This window comes from Polynucleobacter sp. MWH-Jannik1A5, from assembly GCF_018881795.1.
GTDB lineage: Bacteria > Pseudomonadota > Gammaproteobacteria > Burkholderiales > Burkholderiaceae > Polynucleobacter.
Genome location: NZ_JACVPQ010000001.1, coordinates 1,355,967 through 1,373,727, shown reverse-complemented (window position 1 = coordinate 1,373,727; position 17,761 = coordinate 1,355,967). Strand labels below are relative to the sequence as shown.

The following is a 17,761-nucleotide window of genomic DNA, read 5'->3' as shown; positions in this document are numbered from 1 at the left end:
ATTTTAGATAATTGATTTTATTACTATAACTATAATACATATAAAGAGTTACCCAACCACTATCATTTAATTTTAGGGATACGTGGATATAAAAAATATCTCCATCTCTCTCGAAACTTTGGTTAAGGAGTTATCAAGATGAAAGCAACTCCAACAATGCTGCCTCATCAATTACTGGAATTCCAAATTCTTCAGCTTTCGTGAGCTTGCTACCAGCATCTGCACCGGCAACGACATAGTCAGTTTTCTTGGAGACTGATCCCGCTACCTTAGCACCTGCTTTTTCAAGCAGATCTTTTGCTTCATCTCTGGTCATTGTTGGGAATGTACCCGTCAGAACAAACGTTTTACCTGCAACGGCAGCGCTAATCACTTTTTCCTCAACTGCAAGCTGCATTCCAGAGGCTAGCAGTTGCTCAATTACCTCACGATTGTGGGCTTCTTGCATAAAACTCGTGATGGAGTCAGCAACTACAGGGCCAACATCTTTTACTGTTAGTAGGTCTTCGAGATTTGCATCCATTAATGCATGCATCGACTGATAGTGATTGGCTAAATCCTTGGCAGTGGTCTCACCCACGTGACGAATACCTAAAGCAAAGATAAATCGGGCTAAGGTGGTATTTCTGGATTGGTTGATTGCCTGAATGAGATTGTCTGCTGACTTCTCACCCATACGCTCTAAGTTTGCGAGGGCCGTAAATCCCAGGCGATACAGATCTGCAGGAGTTCTAACAAGGTTGTGATCTACCAACTGATCCACAATCTTCTCGCCTAGGCCTTCGATATCAAGTGCTCTTCTATGAGCAAAGTGAATTAAAGCCTGTTTGCGCTGAGCCCCACAGAAGAGTCCGCCACTACAGCGTGCTACAGCCTCATCTGCTAAACGCTCGATATGAGAGTCACATACCGGGCAATTTATTGGCATTACAAATTCTTTTGCATCTACTGGACGGCGCTCTTTAATTACCGAAACCACCTCAGGAATTACATCACCTGCTCTGCGTACTGAAACGGTATCGCCAATTCGGACATCTTTGCGCTTAACTTCATCTTCATTGTGTAAGGTTGCATTAGTGACTGTGACGCCACCCACTTCTACAGGAGCAAGTCTTGCTACTGGAGTGATAGCCCCCGTGCGACCTACTTGTACATCAATACCTAAAACGGTAGTGAGAGCCTCTTGCGCTGGGTACTTATGAGCCAACGCAAATCTAGGAGCGCGCGAGACAAATCCCAACTTACCTTGCTCGGCGAATGAGTTCACTTTATAGACAACGCCATCAATGTCATATGGTAATGAATCTCTTTTAGCGCCTATCTCGTTATAGAAGGCCAAGATCTCTTCTACTGAGTGCAACACTTTGCGCTCAGAACACACTGGTAAACCCAAATCTACATAGGTATTTAGCAACTCTTCATGAGTTTTGGGTAGCCAAGACTGCGGCTCTAGGGCACCTAAGCCATAGGCAAAGAAAGACAATGGCCTTTTAGCGGTGATCTTCGAATCTAATTGACGAAGGCTGCCGGCCGCAGCATTGCGTGGGTTGGCAAATTCTTTTTCACCCAGCTCCGCTGCTTGTCGATTCATCTTCTCAAAGTATTTGAGGTACATAAACACCTCACCACGAACCTCTAAGACTTGAGGAATGTTTTTTCCAGTGAGTTTGAGCGGAATAGCGCGAATTGTTTTGATGTTGGCCGTGACATCTTCACCGCTAGCTCCATCACCACGAGTGGCAGCGGTTACTAATGAGCCATTCTCATAGCGAAGTGAGATTGCAAGACCATCGAACTTGAGTTCACCAGCATAAGCGACATGATCTGAGTGGAGCGCCTCGCGACAGCGACGGTCAAAGGCAATCAATTCAGCATCTTCAAAGGCATTATTCAAAGAGAGCATCGGAACTGCATGAGTGACTGAATCAAACTCCTTTAAAGCGGCACCACCTACACGCTGAGATAAGGACTCCGGGGTAATCCACTCTGGATAAGCGGCTTCAATATCCAATAACTCGCGATAGAGGCGGTCATACTCAATATCAGGCAGGAGTGGATTATCTAAAACGTAGTATGCATGCTCAAGGCGTGCAAGCTCTGCTTGCAAGAATGCGTAACGCTCCGCTAAATTTGTCGGACTATTGGACGACAAAGTGCTTTCCTAGCTAAAGAGTCTGCTGGCAGCAGAAGATCCAGCAGAAATGCCGGATTTCTCAAGATTGGCATAGAGGATATCAAGGTGCTGGCGGATACTAATCACCGCAGCTTCACTCAAGTTAATGCCATTGTCATCTACTAAGCGGCCATGAGCGGCCTGTGCAAGTTCAATACCTTCAGAGAGCATTCTTTCAAAGGCGCGCTCTTCTTGAGAAACTAAAGGAACCTCTAGCAGAAGAGTGACTTGGGTCACTGATTTATTCGGGTCCAAATCGGCGCTATTGAAAAGTACTACGCCTTTACTGAGATATTCATATTGACGTCCATTACGCGATAGCTTGAAACCCCGTTGGCGCATGAGCGCATCGAAGTTACCCCAAGGGCATGGCTCATCAAACAGTACATTGATACTCAATTGAATATCACTCTCCGCAGCCATCACATCTAATTCTTTAGCGCTTTCCAGCATGGTGCTAACGCTAGGCATATCAATTTGCGAACCCAAAGTCTCAGCGAGTGCTTGAGTACGAGAACAGAAATCAGATAATTCCAAAACACCAATCGGACCTTTGCGACTAGCTAACTGTATAGCTAACTGCAATTCTGAATACGACCCTTCGGGACTTAACTCTTCCCAATCTTCCGCTGCATCAATATCAGCATTTAAACCTTCGCACATCCAACGCGCAGTAGATTGAGCTTCAAGATCAGTCCAGGCATTAATTTCTGCCAGTATTTCAGAGCCACTAATAGCCTCATCAAAACGCAATGTAATCACGCAATCGATACGCGGATCAATTGCGAACTTTTCTGGGGCGGAGATTGTGGTTAAGGCCTCACCAAAACTTGGCTCTGCTCTACCAGAGATATCGGCGTCTGCAAAACCTTGGGTAAAGCTAGGCTCACGCGAAAAACGATCATCCAAAGCATATTCATTTTCTTTAGCTTTGCGACGTGCACGAGCGTACTTAATGTTCAGAATAGCGACAGCTATCAGTATTAATAAACCAATAACAGCCAATGCCAATTGCAAATCAGACAAGCCCAACATCGTCATGATTTGTTCTACATACATTTAAGCAGCCTCTACCATTGATACCGCAGAAGAAATATCCACCGCAACAATGCGGGATACACCCTGCTCTTGCATCGTGACACCAATTAACTGATGAGCGATTTCCATAGTGATCTTATTGTGTGAGATAAACAAAAACTGTGTCTTATCTGACATTTTGGCCACTAGATTTGCATAACGCAAGGTATTTGCATCATCCAACGGTGCATCTACCTCATCTAGCAAACAGAATGGAGCTGGGTTCAAGAGGAAGAGTGAGAACACTAAAGCAATTGCAGTCAACGCCTTTTCACCACCAGACAGGAGGTAAATAGAGCTGTTTTTCTTGCCAGGAGGCTGCGCCATCACCTGAACACCGGAATCCAAAATCTCTTCACCTGTCATCACTAATTCAGCATGACCGCCACCGAACAATTCAGGGAACAGTTTTCCAAAATGGCCGTTAACTTGATCGAAGGTGCCTTGCAATAAATCACGGGTCTCTGCATCAATCTTGGCAATCGCATCCGTCAAAGTCTGCATCGCTTCATTTAAGTCGGCAGATTGTGCATCTAAGAACTGTTTACGCTCACGAGAACTAGACAGCTCATCTAAGGCGGCCATATTGACTGGGCCTAAAGACTGAATCTCAGTATTTAGACGATTTACTTCACTTTGCAATGCGCCTACCTTCAAATCAGGGCTAAAACTTGCCTCAAGTGCAGTTAGGTCAGCCTCAGCATCAGACAACAAAGTAGCAAATTGCTCAAAGTTCAAACGTGCAGCTTGTTCACGCAATTGCAGATCCACCACTTTGTCACGCATTGGTTGCAAACTACGCTCCACTTGCATGCGAGACTCATCCGCTTCCCGCAATTGATGGAGTAAAGCATCTTGTTCGGTGCGAGCATTCGCTAAAGCCGCTTCGCGTGCACTGCGCGCTAGCAATAAGCCCTGTAATTTATCTTGCGCCTCTTCATCACTCAAAGTTTCGAGTTCTTGAGCAGCGGCATCATGCTTATCTTGGATCTCCATGATCTGAGTACGCGCAGTACTTTGATCACGTTGCAAATCAGCAATACGTTGCTGCAAAGAGCGTGTAGCAAAAGCTGCTTCTTGTGCGGCCATTTCAGCGGCACGCAAAGATTCACGTAAACGATCGCGTTCTTCGGTAGAACGCTCCAACTTCTCTTGTGCAACCTGCAAGGCTTCTTGTAAGCCCTGTTTTGATTCTTCTGACTCAAGTAACTCAGCAGCCGACTGCTCTTGAGTCTGGGCTAATTGCTCCATTTGCTGACGCAATTCACCTAACTCGCCCTGAATCTGCGCCGCACGTTGACTGTATTGCTCTTCAGCCTGAGTCAACTGCATTCTTTCTACTTCAAAGCCATGCGCTTCTTGAACAGCATGCTCTGCATTCTCACGAGCTTGTTCTGCAGCCTGATGCGCTGCTTGGTAGTTAGCAACACATTGGTCTAACTCACCCTTCAGCTCGCTTTGCATGAGCTGCTGCGCACGCAACTGCTTCTCAAGACTTTCCATCTCTTGCGCACGCGCCAACATACCAGCCTGCTCAGAGTCAGCAGCGTAAAGTTGCACGCCAACACGGCTAACTAAATGACCTTGTTGGGTAACAAATGCACCGCCAGCAGGCAATTTTTCACGACGATGCAAAGCATCCTCGAGACTACTAGCAATATAGATATTGTCTAACCACTCTTGCAATACTGAAGTGAGTCTTGCTGCACCCGCGCTTTGAACGCGACTTAACAATGGAGTGAAGTCCGCTGGAGCAGATGTATGTGCTGGAGTAATTTCTTCGGTGAGTAAGATCGCCAAACGACTTGGAGGCGCGTCATTGGCTAAAGCCAATGTTTCTTGAACGCTCTTTGCGGTAACCGCAGCCAAACGCTCGCGCAATACAGACTCAAGCGCAGCCTCCCAACCACTCTCAACTTTGAGCTCTTGCCAAAGACGCTTACTTTCCTTAAGGCCCTTGCTCTCTAGCCAAGGTCCAATTTTGCCTTGCGCCTGAACGCTAGCCTGCAAGGCAGTCAATGCGGTTAATTTAGCTTCAGTTTGAGCCAAATCCTGATTGGCTTCCTGAATTTTTTGTTGAGCGGCATTACGTGCCTCATCTGCAGCAGGAACGCGTTGCTGAGTTTCAACAGCACGATTTTTAGCTTCTTCGACTTTGCGCACAGCCATCGCTTGACGATCAATTGCCATTTGCAAAGCTTCAGCATCAGGACGACGTAAGCCATCAAACTCACCAACGAGGCGAGTTTCGCGCCCCTTCAACTCATCAGACTGAGCGGACATAGAACGAATACGCTCACCCAAACTTGCAAGGCGCTGCTCAATTGAAGCCAATGCATCTCGCGCACTATTGAGTTCGCGTGAAGCATTTTGATACGCCTCTTCACGGCCTGGCATCTGCTCTTGCAAGCCATTTAAATCTGCTAATAGTGTTTGCTCTTTTTCGGCAGCTAAAGACAGCTCATGCTCAGTAGTACGCTGCGCTTGCGCTGCATCAGTCTCTTGCACGGTCCAACGTTGTAACTGAGCTTGTAAATCTTGGGTTTGTTGCTGCAAACGCTGACGCGCTTCTTGCACATAATGAATCTGCGCTTCAACCTGACTTACATCAGAATTGGTTTGGTACAAATCACCTTGTGCTTGTGAAACTTTATCTTGTAATGCGTACTGCTGAGTACGCATTGTCTCGAGCTCAGCCTCAGCGTGACGGAGCTTAGCGGTCTGCTCTTCCAAACCCACTTGGGTATCGCGAATGCCATTGGCATGACGCTCTTGTTCCTTACCTGCCTCGGTCTGACGTACAAACCACAACAGTTGTTGCTGTGATTTCATCTGCGTAGAAAGTTCTGCATGACGCTCGGCAACAGTCGCTTGTTTTTCCAGGCGAGTTAACTGCTGATCAAGTTCGCGCAAGATGTCTTCAACGCGAGTTAAATTTTCTACGGTATCTTCTAAACGTGATGCGGTTTCTTTGCGACGCTCTTTATATTTAGAAACACCAGCAGCTTCTTCCAAGAACACGCGCAACTCTTCTGGCTTCGCTTCCAAAATGCGGTTGATCGTACCTTGACCAATAATCGCATAACCTCTTGGACCCATACCGGTGCCCAAGAAAATATCTTGAATATCTTTACGACGCACCACTTGGTTATTCACGTAGTAACTAGAATTTCCATCACGAGTTAAAACGCGTTTAATACCTAATTCAGTAAAAGCACTCCACTGACCTTGAGCACGCCCTTCAGTGTTGTCAAAAATGAGTTCCACACTGGCGCGACCAGATGGCTTGCGTAAACCTGAGCCATTAAAAATTACGTCTTGCATGGATTCACCGCGCAATTCACTAGCGCGGGATTCGCCTAAAACCCAGCGAACGGCGTCAATAATGTTCGACTTTCCGCAACCGTTAGGACCCACAACGCCAATCAATTGGCCAGGCATTTCAAAATGGGTTGGGTCTACGAAAGACTTAAAGCCGGAAAGTTTGATGGATTTCAGTTGCACGGCGTACTTTGCAGGGAAAAAAGAGGTTCAAATAAAGGGGTAAAAATTAAAGCTAAAGTGGGAAGATGATAGCAAGCTTGAGGGTGCTTAGACGTGTTTTTGCCCCATCTATATAATGATAAATCTACCCCCAGGGACAAAATCCCTTAACAATCTGATAGTTAACTAAAAAGCATGAGCCAATCACCACAAAACATCATTGAACAAGCCTGGGAAAACCGCGCAAACCTCTCCCCAGATAGCGCCCCTGGGGATGTCCGTAATGCCGTAAATGCGGTCCTAGAAGGTCTGAATGCCGGCACTATCCGCGTGGCTGAGCGCCGCGACGTAGGCAAGTGGGAGGTTAATCAGTGGGTCAAGAAGGCTGTTTTGCTCTCTTTTCGTCTTGAAGACAATAAACCCATGAGCGCTGGTGGATATACCCAGTTCTATGACAAGGTTCCAAGCAAGTTTGAAAACTACACAGCGGCCGACTTTGCTGCTGGTGGCTTCCGGGTAGTACCGCCTGCCGTAGCGCGCCGCGGCTCATTTATCGGCAAAAATGCCGTTTTAATGCCCTCATACGTCAATATTGGCGCCTATGTAGGTGAAGGCACCATGGTTGATACCTGGGCAACTGTAGGTTCTTGCGCTCAAATTGGTAAAAACGTTCACCTTTCTGGTGGCGTTGGTATTGGCGGTGTTCTTGAGCCTATCCAAGCTGGCCCAGTCATTATTGAAGATAACTGCTTCATCGGCGCCCGCTCAGAAGTAGTTGAAGGTGTAGTTATCGAAGAAAACGCTGTTTTATCTATGGGCGTCTATATTGGTCAAAGCACCAAGATTTATGATCGTGAAACTGGTGAAGTGCACTACGGTCGCGTACCAGCAGGTTCTGTCGTAGTTCCAGGATCCCTTCCATCTGCATGTGGCAAATACAGCTTGTATGCGGCAATCATCGTGAAGAAGGTTGATGCCCAAACACGAGCAAAGACTGCCATTAACGAATTACTTCGCGATTAATTTAAGTCTATGAGCGCCACCCTTGAGCTCACCGAAGCTCTCATCGCCTGCCATTCCGTAACACCGGCTGATGGTGGCTGCCAAGATTTAATTGCAAAACGTCTTCAAGCACTTGGTTTTCATACTGAGAGCGTGGTGAGTGGTCCTGAAAATTTTCAGGTAACAAACTTGTGGGCGATTAAAAAAGGTAAAGCTGGTGATCAAGGCAAAGTCTTAGTGTTTGCAGGACACACCGATGTAGTGCCAACAGGCCCATTAGAAAAATGGACGAACGACCCATTTACACCAACGATTCGTGACGGCATGCTCTTTGGACGTGGCGCGGCGGATATGAAAACCTCCCTCGCTGGTTTTGTAGTGGCTACGGAAGAATTTGTCACTGCGCACCCAGATCATCGAGGCTCTATTGCCTTTTTAATCACCAGCGATGAGGAAGGTCCTGCGAATGATGGCACAGTCATCATGTGTGAACGTTTACAAAAGCACGGTCAACGTTTGGACTATTGCGTCATCGGTGAGCCCACATCAGTAGATCAGCTTGGCGACATGATTAAGAACGGTCGTCGTGGCTCTCTATCGGGCAAGCTCAGAGTAAAAGGTATTCAGGCGCATATCGCCTACCCTCACTTAGGCAAGAACCCCATTCATCTTTCTGCACCAGCGATTTCTGCATTAGTAGAGACCGAGTGGGATAAAGGCAATCAATACTTTCAGCCTACTAGCTTCCAAATTTCTAACGTGCACGCTGGCACTGGCGCAAACAACGTTATTCCTGGTGAACTCGTTATCGACTTTAATTTCCGCTTCTCTACTGAAAGCAAGCCAGAGCAATTACGTGAGCGTCTAGAGAAGATCCTGCAGGATGCTGGTCTTGATTATGAAATCGATTGGGTCCTGGGTGGCAGCCCATTTATTACTGGTGATGGCGACTTGGCCGGCGCATTACGCAAGGCCATCAAAGCAGAAACCAATATCGATACAGAGCTCTCCACCACTGGTGGAACAAGCGATGGACGCTTCATTGCCAAGATCTGTAAAGAAGTTGTGGAATTCGGACCTCTGAATGCCACCAGTCACAAGATCGATGAGTGTGTCATTGTAGATGACGTGGTGCCACTCAAAAATATCTATCGCAAGACCCTCGAGCAGTTAATCGCTTAATCGATTAACTCAGCGCTCACTTTTTTCTAAAGAACCTTCCCATCATGGACCCTGAGTCTCAGCAATACCTTAGCGTGAACCAGTGTATCGATCAGATTGCACAAAAGCTTGAAGCAGCAAATTTGCACTACGGCCATGGGGCAATCGATCCACAAAGCGAAGCCCTGTGGATTGTTAGCAAACAACTAGACCTCAGCCCAACAGAAGCACTAGATCATTTAGACGATGCAATCACTGCAGAGCAGCAGCAAAAAGCATCTGCCGTTGCCGATACCAGGATCTCTACTCGCAAGCCACTAGCCTATATCTTGGGCGAAGCATGGCTAATGGGTGTGCCATTCTTTTGCAGTGAGCAAAGTATTGTGCCGCGCTCCTGGATTGCTGAGCTCATCGTTGATGGCTCACTAGAGCCTTGGTTACCAGCTGATGGCAAAGCGCTAGACCTTTGCACCGGTAATGGCTCACTCGCAATCCTCTTGGCGCTTTCTTGCCCTGATATTCATGTGAGCGCCTGCGATATCAGCATGCCTGCACTCTCAGTTGCAGCGCGTAACGTTGATCGTCACGGTCTGAGCTCCCAAGTGGAGTTATTGAATGGGGACTTATGGGATGCACTACCTGAGCCAAATGAAGATAACCTCTTTGATCTCATTATTTGCAACCCGCCTTATGTAAATGCTGCTTCTATGAGTACTCTTCCCGCTGAATATCATGCAGAGCCAGAGCTTGCATTAGCTGGTGGCGATGATGGCATGGATTTAATCAGACGTATTCTTGCTCAAGCGCCTGATTACTTATCAGAGCGCGGCGCTATCTTGCTCGAGATTGGCAATGAGTATGAAAACTTTAAAACGGCTTTCCCGCAAATTCCGGCAATCTGGATGGAAGTATCCGCTGGGGAAGAGCAAATCTTACTGATTCAAGCAGAAGACTTACGTTAAGACAGCAGAGTTAACTCAGTTCTGCTGCTGCGATTGCCTGATCAATCCGTTCAACTGGAATTACCTTCAATCCTGGAATCTTTGTCTTAGGCATGTTTGCTTTTGGAATGATGGCTACAGTGAAGCCCAATTTAGCAGCCTCCTTCAAACGCTCCTGACCACGGGGACAAGGGCGAATCTCTCCAGCCAAACCAACCTCACCAAATACAATTAACTCTTTTGGTAATGCGCGGTTACGAATCGATGATTGGATTGCTAGCAAGACGGCTAAGTCGGCAGCTGGCTCAGAAATCTTGACGCCACCTACCGCATTTAAGAAAACGTCCTGATCAAAGCAAGCCACGCCAGCATGACGATGCAATACCGCTAAGAGCATGGCTAAGCGAGCCTGCTCCAGGCCAACAGCTAAGCGGCGAGGATTGGGCACATGCGCTGTATCAACTAGGGCCTGAATCTCTACCAACAAAGGTCTGCTCCCTTCTTGTGTCACTAGTACGCAAGCGCCTGGAACCATTTGCTCATGTTGTGACAAGAAAATAGCTGATGGATTAGTGACGCCCCGCAAGCCTTTTTCTGTCATGGCAAATACACCCAACTCGTTGACAGCGCCGAAACGGTTCTTAATGGAGCGTACTAAACGAAAAGAAGAATGGGTGTCACCTTCAAAATACAAAACAGTATCAACAATGTGCTCTAAAACTCTAGGGCCAGCGAGGTGACCATCCTTAGTCACGTGACCTACCATCAATACACAAATACCACTAGACTTTGCTGCTCGAGTGAGTTGCGCCGCACACTCGCGTACTTGGGCCACAGAACCAGGAGCTGAACTCAATACTTCGGAGTACAAAGTCTGAATGGAATCCACAACCAATACTTGTGGCTTGACGGTATCCATAATGGAAATCAGTTTCTCCAACTGAATCTCTGCTAAGACTTCTAATTGAGGAGCGTCCAATGCAATACGTTTTGCACGTAATGCAATCTGAGCAGCCGATTCTTCGCCACTGCTATAGAGGACATTCATACCGGCAGCACTCATCTCGGCAAGCGCCTGCAATAACAAAGTAGATTTACCAATTCCAGGATCGCCACCCAAGAGCACTACGCCACCAGGCACTAAACCTCCGCCCAGTACACGATCAAACTCTTCTACTCCAGTACTAAATCTTGGTAAATCTTCAGCAGTAATGGCAGAAAGCTTTTGCCGTGGCAACGATTGCGCCAACCCCTGAAAACGGGAATTGGAAGTTGTTTCAGGAAGACCTTCTTCCATAGTATTCCAGGCCTGACAAGATGGGCACTGTCCCTGCCACTTTGCAGAGGTACCGCCACAAGACTGGCAGATATAAACCGTTTTGACTTTAGCCAAGAGTTACCTAATGAAATTAAATTTAGTAAAACATTAATCGAGCTGAGTGCCCGCTTTATTTTCTTGCGCACGCTTAGGGGCATCTTTACGACGTTGCTCTAAATCAGCAGCTCTAGCAGCAGCATCTTTTTGCTTCTGCTCGAATTCACGCTGATTTGCTGCACGCTCAGCTGCTTTTTCTGGTGATGCCCTCTCGGCGGCGCGCTTGATATCTTCTTGATTCTTGAGGCTTTCGCGTAACTTACGTTGCACTTCATGTACTGCCACTTCTTGATCACGTATCGGATCAATTTCTTTACGATAAGTAGCGCGAGCATCCTTAAGGCAGCTATTCACCCAATAATTTTGGTAACAATCAGAGGAAGCTTTACCCCAGCGATACTTCGCCCACTCACGCTGGAGCTCCAACTCCTGCTCAATTTTATCCAACTGCTCGAGCTCAGCCTCTTCTGCAGGAGTTGCCAACACAACGCCACTCAATGCAGTCGATAACAAAAATATTGAAATAAATATCTTTGTTTGAAGCAAAAGATTTTTTCTCAAATCTCGACCTTTGCGCCTAGCTCAACTAAACGATTCGCAGGAATCTTAAAGAAGTTCGATTGGCGTCCTGCATTTTGATACATCCAGCAGAACAACTTTTCGCGCCACATCGCCATACCCGGTATTGCTGATGGAACGATAGTATCGCGAGACAAGAAGAATGAGGTGTTCATCATGTCAAATTTCATATCGAAATGGGTTTCAATCAGCTGAATAATAGTTCCCATATCTGGCGTTTCTTTAAAACCGTAAATAGCTCGCACAACAAAGATATTTCCACCGAGATCCTTCAAGGTAATGCGATCCTTGTCGTTTACGTAAGGCACATCCCAAATACTCACTTTGAGGAAAAATACTCTCTCATGTAAGACATGGTTGTGCTTCAAGTTATGTAAGAAAGAAACTGGTAAATAGTCTACGTGGGCAGTCAAGAAGACTGCTGTACCTTCAACACGGTGCGGGGGATGCTGCAACAAAGCCCCGATAAAGCTACTTAACTGGATACCCTCCTCCATAGCGCGCTTACGCAATATTTGACGTCCTCGATACCAAGTAATTAAACAGGTAAAGCAGAGCAATCCCAACGCGAGCGGATACCAACCACCATCCTTTAGCTTAATAAGATTAGCGGTCCAGAAAGCAAAGTCAACAAAGAAGAATGAAGCAGTGATGAAGGCCACCAAAATAAAATTCATTTTCCATTCGCGGAACATCACTACAGCTAACAATATCGTGGTGATCAACATCGTAGATGTCACAGAAATACCGTAGGCAGCTGCCAAATTTACCGACTCTCTAAATTCAATAATGGTGACAACTACCATAAATAAGAGCGCCCAGTTCACAAGCGGAATATAGATCTGCCCTTGTTCGGAATCAGAAGTATGAAGAATATTCATGCGTGGCATAAAGCCCAACAAAATAGCTTGGCTCACCAATGAATATGCCCCAGAAATCACGGCCTGCGATGCAATCACAGTAGCTGCAGTGGCCAAACCAACTACAGGCCAAAGAGCCCACTCAGGAACCATTAAGTAAAACGGATTTTTAATTGCCTCAGGATCGGAAAGAACCAATGCTCCCTGCCCAAGATAATTAATCAGCAAGCTTGGTAAAACAACTAATAGCCACGCATATCTAACGGGTGAGCGTCCGAAGTGACCCATATCTAAGTAGAGGGCTTCAACACCCGTCACAACCAGTACCACTGCGCCCATCACGATGTAAGCAGTCGTAGGGTGCAACATCACAAAATTAACAGCGTATAAAGGATTAACGGCCGCAATGATTTGTGGCGCATCACCAATGTTCCAGGCGCCCAAAGCAGCCAATGTCAGAAACCAAGCTAAGGTGATTGGGCCAAATAATTTACCTACTGCAGCGGTTCCATATTTTTGAATCAGGAACAAGGCCACCAAAATAATCAATGAGATGGGAATGATGAATTTATGCAAGCCTGGTGTTGCAATCTCAATACCCTCAACTGCTGATAAAACAGAAATGGCTGGAGTAATTACAGACTCACCAAGAAGCATGCAAGCGCCCAACATGCCCATAATCATGAAAAAGAAATAGCTTTTGGATTTGCTATCAAATGAGCGCAAAGCAAGAGCCATGAGAGAAAGAACACCGCCCTCACCCTTGTTATCCGCACGCATGACAAACAAGACATATTTAACGGTTACAACCAAGATCAGGGCCCAGATCATCATGGAGATCACGCCAAATAGCGCTTCTGGTGTGTAAGCAATGCCATGATGAGGATCAAAACACTCTTTAAGTGCGTATAAGGGGCTGGTACCGATGTCTCCAAAGACAACGCCGATAGCCGCAAGCATCATTACGCCAAGACTTTTTTTATGCTCGCCCTCAGGTCCACTCACCTCTACTGGATTTAGAAGCGTTGAGCTTGAGAACTCTGGATTACTAATTGACATCTCATAACCTTAAGGTGATGTTGCGTGGCAATATGTTACTCCTTCTAAGGGGGCATCAAATCCAGAATTTCTAATGAAAAACCGCTTATTTATGCGTTATTTACAGGAATACCTCGACAGAGACCCCCAAAAAATGGTAGAATTTCAGCTTCAGACGCGGGGTGGAGCAGTCTGGCAGCTCGTCGGGCTCATAACCCGAAGGTCGTAGGTTCAAATCCTGCCCCCGCAACCAAGAATTACGTACTAAGCCCTTAATATTTAAGGGCTTTTTGCTTTTCTGGACATTAAAAAAGCCCGGTTGCTCGGGCTTTTTGGGTGTTTTAGTTCAGCTTTAATTCAAAACCTTGTAACCGCGCCCACTCAGACACCTCTTCACAACCGCCTCCTGAGCTTGGTTGCCTGTAAAGGCCCCTCCAGCAGCACCAACGACCGCACCAGCGCCAGCTGCTTGAGCAATACCTGTTTTATTGCCACCGGTAACAAGACCTAACAAGCCACCAACAACTGCGCCAGCGCCAGCCCCTTTAGCAGCAGTCTCACCCATGCCAGATTGTTGCTGTGCATAAGCCTGGCATTCACTTAGATCTTTTTCGTATGTATTTTCATTTACACCCTTCATATCTACCAAGGGGCGCACATTCGCACCAGCACAACCAACTGTAACGACAATAACTAAGGAGCATAGGGCTAGTAATTTATTCATCTGCAAATCCTTTTGATTCATTTCACATCTATCGATGCCATAGACGTTTTATATCATGCCGCCAAAATTGTGTCGAAGACTTGGTATTACTTTTAAATAACCAACTTTGCGCTCCTGTTTCAGGCGTTTGATAAAAGGGGATATCTAAATATCGGTAACGCGCCGTTATATCCGCATGAGGGTGCCCATAACGATTGCGGTAACCATTTTGTGCAAATGCTTGATCAGGATTTAATCGTCTTAGAAGCGCCAACGAAGAAGATGTTTTGCTGCCATGATGGGGTGCCATAAAAATCAACTCTCTATCACCAATTTCTTGCAGCATTGCATCGTCTAATCGCTCAGTAATCTCAGCTTCACCTTGTTTTTCAACATCGCCCGTCAACCAAAGAGAACTCTGTTTGTTACGGACCTCCAGCACGCAACTCATCTCATTGGGCTTTTCAGGATGTTGATTAGAAAATATCGTTGCCTCATGAGGATGCCAAATGACAAACTCGACGCCATCCCATTCCCAGCGTTGCCCAAATCTACAGGGAATACTAGGGACTTTTCTGGCTTGCAAATTTTGCAATAAAGGGTTGTTGCTGGGTAAGGAGCCGATCATCGAATCAAAATGAATGTGCTTGAGTAATGTTGCAGCCCCTCCCACATGATCGCTATCACTATGACTAATTACCATGCGATCTATATGATCGATTCCTGTGCCACGCAAATAGGGCAAAATAATTCTCTGCCCAGCATCATCTTTCTTACCCTGAATGGGTCCAGTGTCATAAAGTAGTCTTCTGTTTTTAGTCTCAATAAGCACTGCAGTACCTTGACCGATATCCAGAACACTTGCTCTAAATTCTCCATGACCAAGGAGAAATGAACTTAATGGCTGGATCGCTGGAGCAAATAACGGGATGCAAAAGGCAATGCCCAGCACCCTCCACTTCCATGCATCCAAAATATCACCTGGACGGATCGCATAAACAATTCCTAATCCAGAGATCAATAGCGCCCACCATTCCGGCTGCTTTGACCAGACCACAGACCAACTCCAGCCCGCCATCCATTCAAGCACAACTGCCAAATATTCCATAGCAGCATGGGCGGGCCATATCAACCAACGCCCAATCAATTCTGGGAGCATGGCTCCGAGAATTGCTAGTGGCGTAACGATATAACTGACCAATGGAATAGCAAATGCATTTGCTAATGGCGAAACAATAGAGACTTGATAAAACCAATACAAAGTAAATGGTAGAAGCGAAAGAGTGACAACAGCCTGCACGCGACACGCTTCCTTTAGGGCTTGCAACATACGTTGTTGCCAATGCACCTCCAATTCTTTGCCGGTTGGAACCCCCAGCAAACCAGATGAATCACCCATCGCATACAAGATGGCAGCCACCGCACCAAAAGACAACCAGAACCCAGGGGTATAAGGCGCCATAGGATCAACCAGTAATACAAAGGCGAGGGCCCACCACCAGATATCAAACGATCGAGGATTTCTACCGGTCCATAACGCAAATGCCACTACGCCAACCATATACATCGTTCTTTGTGCCGGAATCTGAAAGCCTGCTAACCATGCATAAACAAATGCCGTGATAAATCCAGAGACTGCTGCAACCTTGCTGACTGGTGCAATCAAAGGCCAAGTACGTCGACGCCAAATGAAGGCAGCAAATGAAGCGCCAACACCAGCCAACATAGTGACATGTAACCCTGATATCGAAATGAGATGCCCAATTCCAGTTGCATTAAAAACTTGCCAGTCGTCTTGGTTAATTGCATTTTGATCACCCATCACCAAAGCAATCAATACTCCAACGTATCTAGCATCACTTGGCAACATAGGCCGTATTTTTTGACGTAGATTCCAACGCATCAGCTCCATACGCAACTCAATTTCAGCCCAGGAAATATCTTGATCAACCAATAACTTTCCCAGCCTTATGGAGCCACTCGCCCCAAAGTCTTGATGAAAGGACCAGCGTTCAAAATCAAAGGTATAGGGATTAAGCGAGCCATAGGGACGCTTGAGCTTAGCCTTAAACATCCAACGTTGTCCTGGAATAATTTCTGGAACTGCTTGGGGATTTCTCCATGCAGGTTGCCAACTCAAATAAATGCGTTTTGGAAAGCGCTCTAGCTTCTCTTTGCCTAAACTTACTTCATTAACTTCAAAAGTAAACTTAGCTCCCGATGAATTACTTTGCGGCAAGGCTGCTACCCTACCCTGAAGGTTTAATTCCTTACCCTCAAACTCTATTGCAAGAATATTCTTTAAGCGGCTTTCAGCATATTGAGCATTCCAGGCAAAGCCCATCGTAAATAACAAACTAATCACTGCTATTTTCTTTAGATGAGAATTTTGTGATGCCAAAATACTCACAAGCAAACTTGTAATACCCGCAGCAATGCTTGTATGCAACCAATATTTCGGTACTTGCGGCAAAAAGAAAAGGAGCGATCCCCCGGCGATAAACGCCGTAATAACTAAACGCAAATAATTAGGAAGCTAAATGGAGGCTGGGGATGCCAGCGCAGAGGGTGGCCCAACGTGGCAACACTTGCATAGCACTATTCCAAACCACAGAAGAAAACTCAGCATCGCCTACTCCTCGAATGGATGCTAATGCTTTTGCAATTCTCCCTACAAAAGCAGGTTCATTAAAGGCAATACCTTCTTCTCTGAGCCATGCAGGTGGAATGTCAGGAGAATCTGTTTCAGTAACAATGGTATTCAATGGGAGATCTTTTAGGAGCCTGCGAATTTGCAACGCTCGTTCATAAGTTGCCGCACCACCGAAGCCCAACTTAAACCCAAGTTCAATAAATTGTTCGGCTTGTTGAAAACTGCCATTAAAGGCGTGGGCTATGCCACCAGATATATTGCGACGACGCAGGGATTTCAGAATCGCATCTTGAGAGCGACGCACATGCAGAATGACAGGCAGTTGATACTTTTGCGCTAAATCCAACTGTGCATTGAAAAAGAACTCTTGTTTATAGGGATCCAAGCCCTCAACAAAATAATCCAAACCAATCTCACCCACACCCACAAAGCGCGGGTCAGAAAGTGATTCAATTATTCTTTTTTCTAGAATTTCGATATCGCCCTCTTGTGCTTGATTGGTATACAAGGGATGAACCCCTAGCGTGTAAACCAAACCAGGTATCTCTTGGCTGTATTGGTGAGCTAATTCTTTTACATGAGCGCAGTCAGAAACCTTTACAGCCGGCAGAAGAATTGCTTTAACGCTTTTTTCTTGAGCACTCTGAATCACCGCAGGTAATGTACCCGCAAATTCAGGGGCATCCAAATGGCAATGGGTATCGATCCACATGGGA

12 protein-coding genes and 1 tRNA gene are annotated in these 17,761 nt (G+C 46.3%); 4 read left to right on the top strand and 9 right to left on the bottom strand.

What is annotated here, in order from left to right; all coding sequences use genetic code 11:
- Positions 1-133: 133 nt before the first annotated feature.
- From ligA to smc, 3 genes are read right to left on the bottom strand one after another with little or no spacing between them, the layout of a single operon-like run.
- Positions 134-2,152, bottom strand: coding sequence for an NAD-dependent DNA ligase LigA (ligA, locus tag ICN23_RS07000; protein ID WP_216231479.1), 2,019 nt, complete (start codon positions 2,150-2,152; stop codon positions 134-136).
- 9 nt (positions 2,153-2,161) lie between these two features.
- A complete protein-coding gene (locus ICN23_RS06995; RefSeq protein ID WP_255532729.1) occupies positions 2,162-3,232 on the bottom strand; it encodes a cell division protein ZipA C-terminal FtsZ-binding domain-containing protein in 1,071 nt (356 codons plus the stop codon).
- Entirely contained in the window at positions 3,233-6,754 is a 3,522-nt protein-coding gene (gene smc / locus ICN23_RS06990) for a chromosome segregation protein SMC (protein WP_216231478.1), read from the bottom strand.
- Positions 6,755-6,928: 174 nt separating this feature from the next.
- Here smc and dapD point away from each other — a divergent pair, with 174 nt between their 5' ends.
- Genes dapD through prmB form a run of 3 tightly spaced genes read left to right on the top strand, consistent with a single transcriptional unit; the run spans position 6,929 to position 9,858 of the window.
- The gene (gene dapD / locus ICN23_RS06985; protein ID WP_216231477.1) at positions 6,929-7,756 is read left to right on the top strand and encodes a 2,3,4,5-tetrahydropyridine-2,6-dicarboxylate N-succinyltransferase; all 828 of its coding nucleotides are present in this window, start codon (positions 6,929-6,931) and stop codon (positions 7,754-7,756) included.
- A 9-nt stretch (positions 7,757-7,765) separates the two neighbouring features.
- Positions 7,766-8,917 (top strand): succinyl-diaminopimelate desuccinylase, encoded by a 1,152-nt coding sequence (dapE, locus tag ICN23_RS06980; RefSeq protein ID WP_216231476.1) that lies wholly within the window; start codon positions 7,766-7,768, stop codon positions 8,915-8,917.
- 44 nt (positions 8,918-8,961) lie between these two features.
- Positions 8,962-9,858 carry a 50S ribosomal protein L3 N(5)-glutamine methyltransferase gene (gene prmB, locus ICN23_RS06975; protein ID WP_216231475.1) on the top strand — a complete coding sequence of 299 codons (897 nt, stop codon included), beginning with the start codon at positions 8,962-8,964 and terminating at the stop codon, positions 9,856-9,858.
- Between the two features lie 10 nt (positions 9,859-9,868).
- On the opposite strand, the gene radA is transcribed toward prmB, so the two are convergent.
- Genes radA through ICN23_RS06960 form a run of 3 tightly spaced genes read right to left on the bottom strand, consistent with a single transcriptional unit; the run spans position 9,869 to position 13,611 of the window.
- Positions 9,869-11,230 carry a DNA repair protein RadA gene (gene radA / locus ICN23_RS06970; protein ID WP_216231474.1) on the bottom strand — a complete coding sequence of 454 codons (1,362 nt, stop codon included), beginning with the start codon at positions 11,228-11,230 and terminating at the stop codon, positions 9,869-9,871.
- Positions 11,231-11,263: 33 nt separating this feature from the next.
- Positions 11,264-11,758, bottom strand: a complete 495-nt coding sequence (locus tag ICN23_RS06965) for a hypothetical protein (protein ID WP_255532728.1) — start codon at positions 11,756-11,758, stop codon at positions 11,264-11,266.
- 11 nt (positions 11,759-11,769) lie between these two features.
- Positions 11,770-13,611, bottom strand: a complete 1,842-nt coding sequence (locus tag ICN23_RS06960) for a potassium transporter Kup (protein WP_255532779.1) — start codon at positions 13,609-13,611, stop codon at positions 11,770-11,772.
- 254 nt (positions 13,612-13,865) lie between these two features.
- On the opposite strand from ICN23_RS06960, the gene ICN23_RS06955 reads away from it, so the two are divergent.
- Positions 13,866-13,942 (top strand) — tRNA-Met (locus ICN23_RS06955).
- A 99-nt stretch (positions 13,943-14,041) separates the two neighbouring features.
- Here ICN23_RS06955 and ICN23_RS06950 read toward each other — a convergent pair.
- From ICN23_RS06950 to ICN23_RS06940, 3 genes are all read right to left on the bottom strand, one after another.
- Positions 14,042-14,413 carry a glycine zipper family protein gene (locus ICN23_RS06950; RefSeq protein ID WP_216231471.1) on the bottom strand — a complete coding sequence of 124 codons (372 nt, stop codon included), beginning with the start codon at positions 14,411-14,413 and terminating at the stop codon, positions 14,042-14,044.
- A gap of 28 nt (positions 14,414-14,441) precedes the next feature.
- The gene (locus ICN23_RS06945; RefSeq protein WP_216231470.1) at positions 14,442-16,841 is read right to left on the bottom strand and encodes a DNA internalization-related competence protein ComEC/Rec2; all 2,400 of its coding nucleotides are present in this window, start codon (positions 16,839-16,841) and stop codon (positions 14,442-14,444) included.
- Positions 16,842-16,920: 79 nt separating this feature from the next.
- On the bottom strand, positions 16,921-17,757 hold the full coding sequence (locus ICN23_RS06940; RefSeq protein ID WP_216231957.1) for a TatD family hydrolase: 837 nt from the start codon (positions 17,755-17,757) through the stop codon (positions 16,921-16,923).
- Positions 17,758-17,761: the final 4 nt, after the last annotated feature.

Excerpts from the sequence above, each read along its gene's own strand:
- ICN23_RS06995 (WP_255532729.1), bottom strand. The coding sequence starts at position 3,232 with ATGTATGTAGAACAAATCATGACGATGTTGGGCTTGTCTGATTTGCAA.
- prmB (WP_216231475.1), top strand. The coding sequence starts at position 8,962 with ATGGACCCTGAGTCTCAGCAATACCTTAGCGTGAACCAGTGTATCGAT.
- ICN23_RS06940 (WP_216231957.1), bottom strand. The coding sequence starts at position 17,757 with ATGTGGATCGATACCCATTGCCATTTGGATGCCCCTGAATTTGCGGGT.
- dapE (WP_216231476.1), top strand. The coding sequence starts at position 7,766 with ATGAGCGCCACCCTTGAGCTCACCGAAGCTCTCATCGCCTGCCATTCC.
- dapD (WP_216231477.1), top strand. The coding sequence starts at position 6,929 with ATGAGCCAATCACCACAAAACATCATTGAACAAGCCTGGGAAAACCGC.
- ICN23_RS06950 (WP_216231471.1), bottom strand. The coding sequence starts at position 14,413 with ATGAATAAATTACTAGCCCTATGCTCCTTAGTTATTGTCGTTACAGTT.
- ICN23_RS06960 (WP_255532779.1), bottom strand. The coding sequence starts at position 13,611 with ATGCTTGCGGCTATCGGCGTTGTCTTTGGAGACATCGGTACCAGCCCC.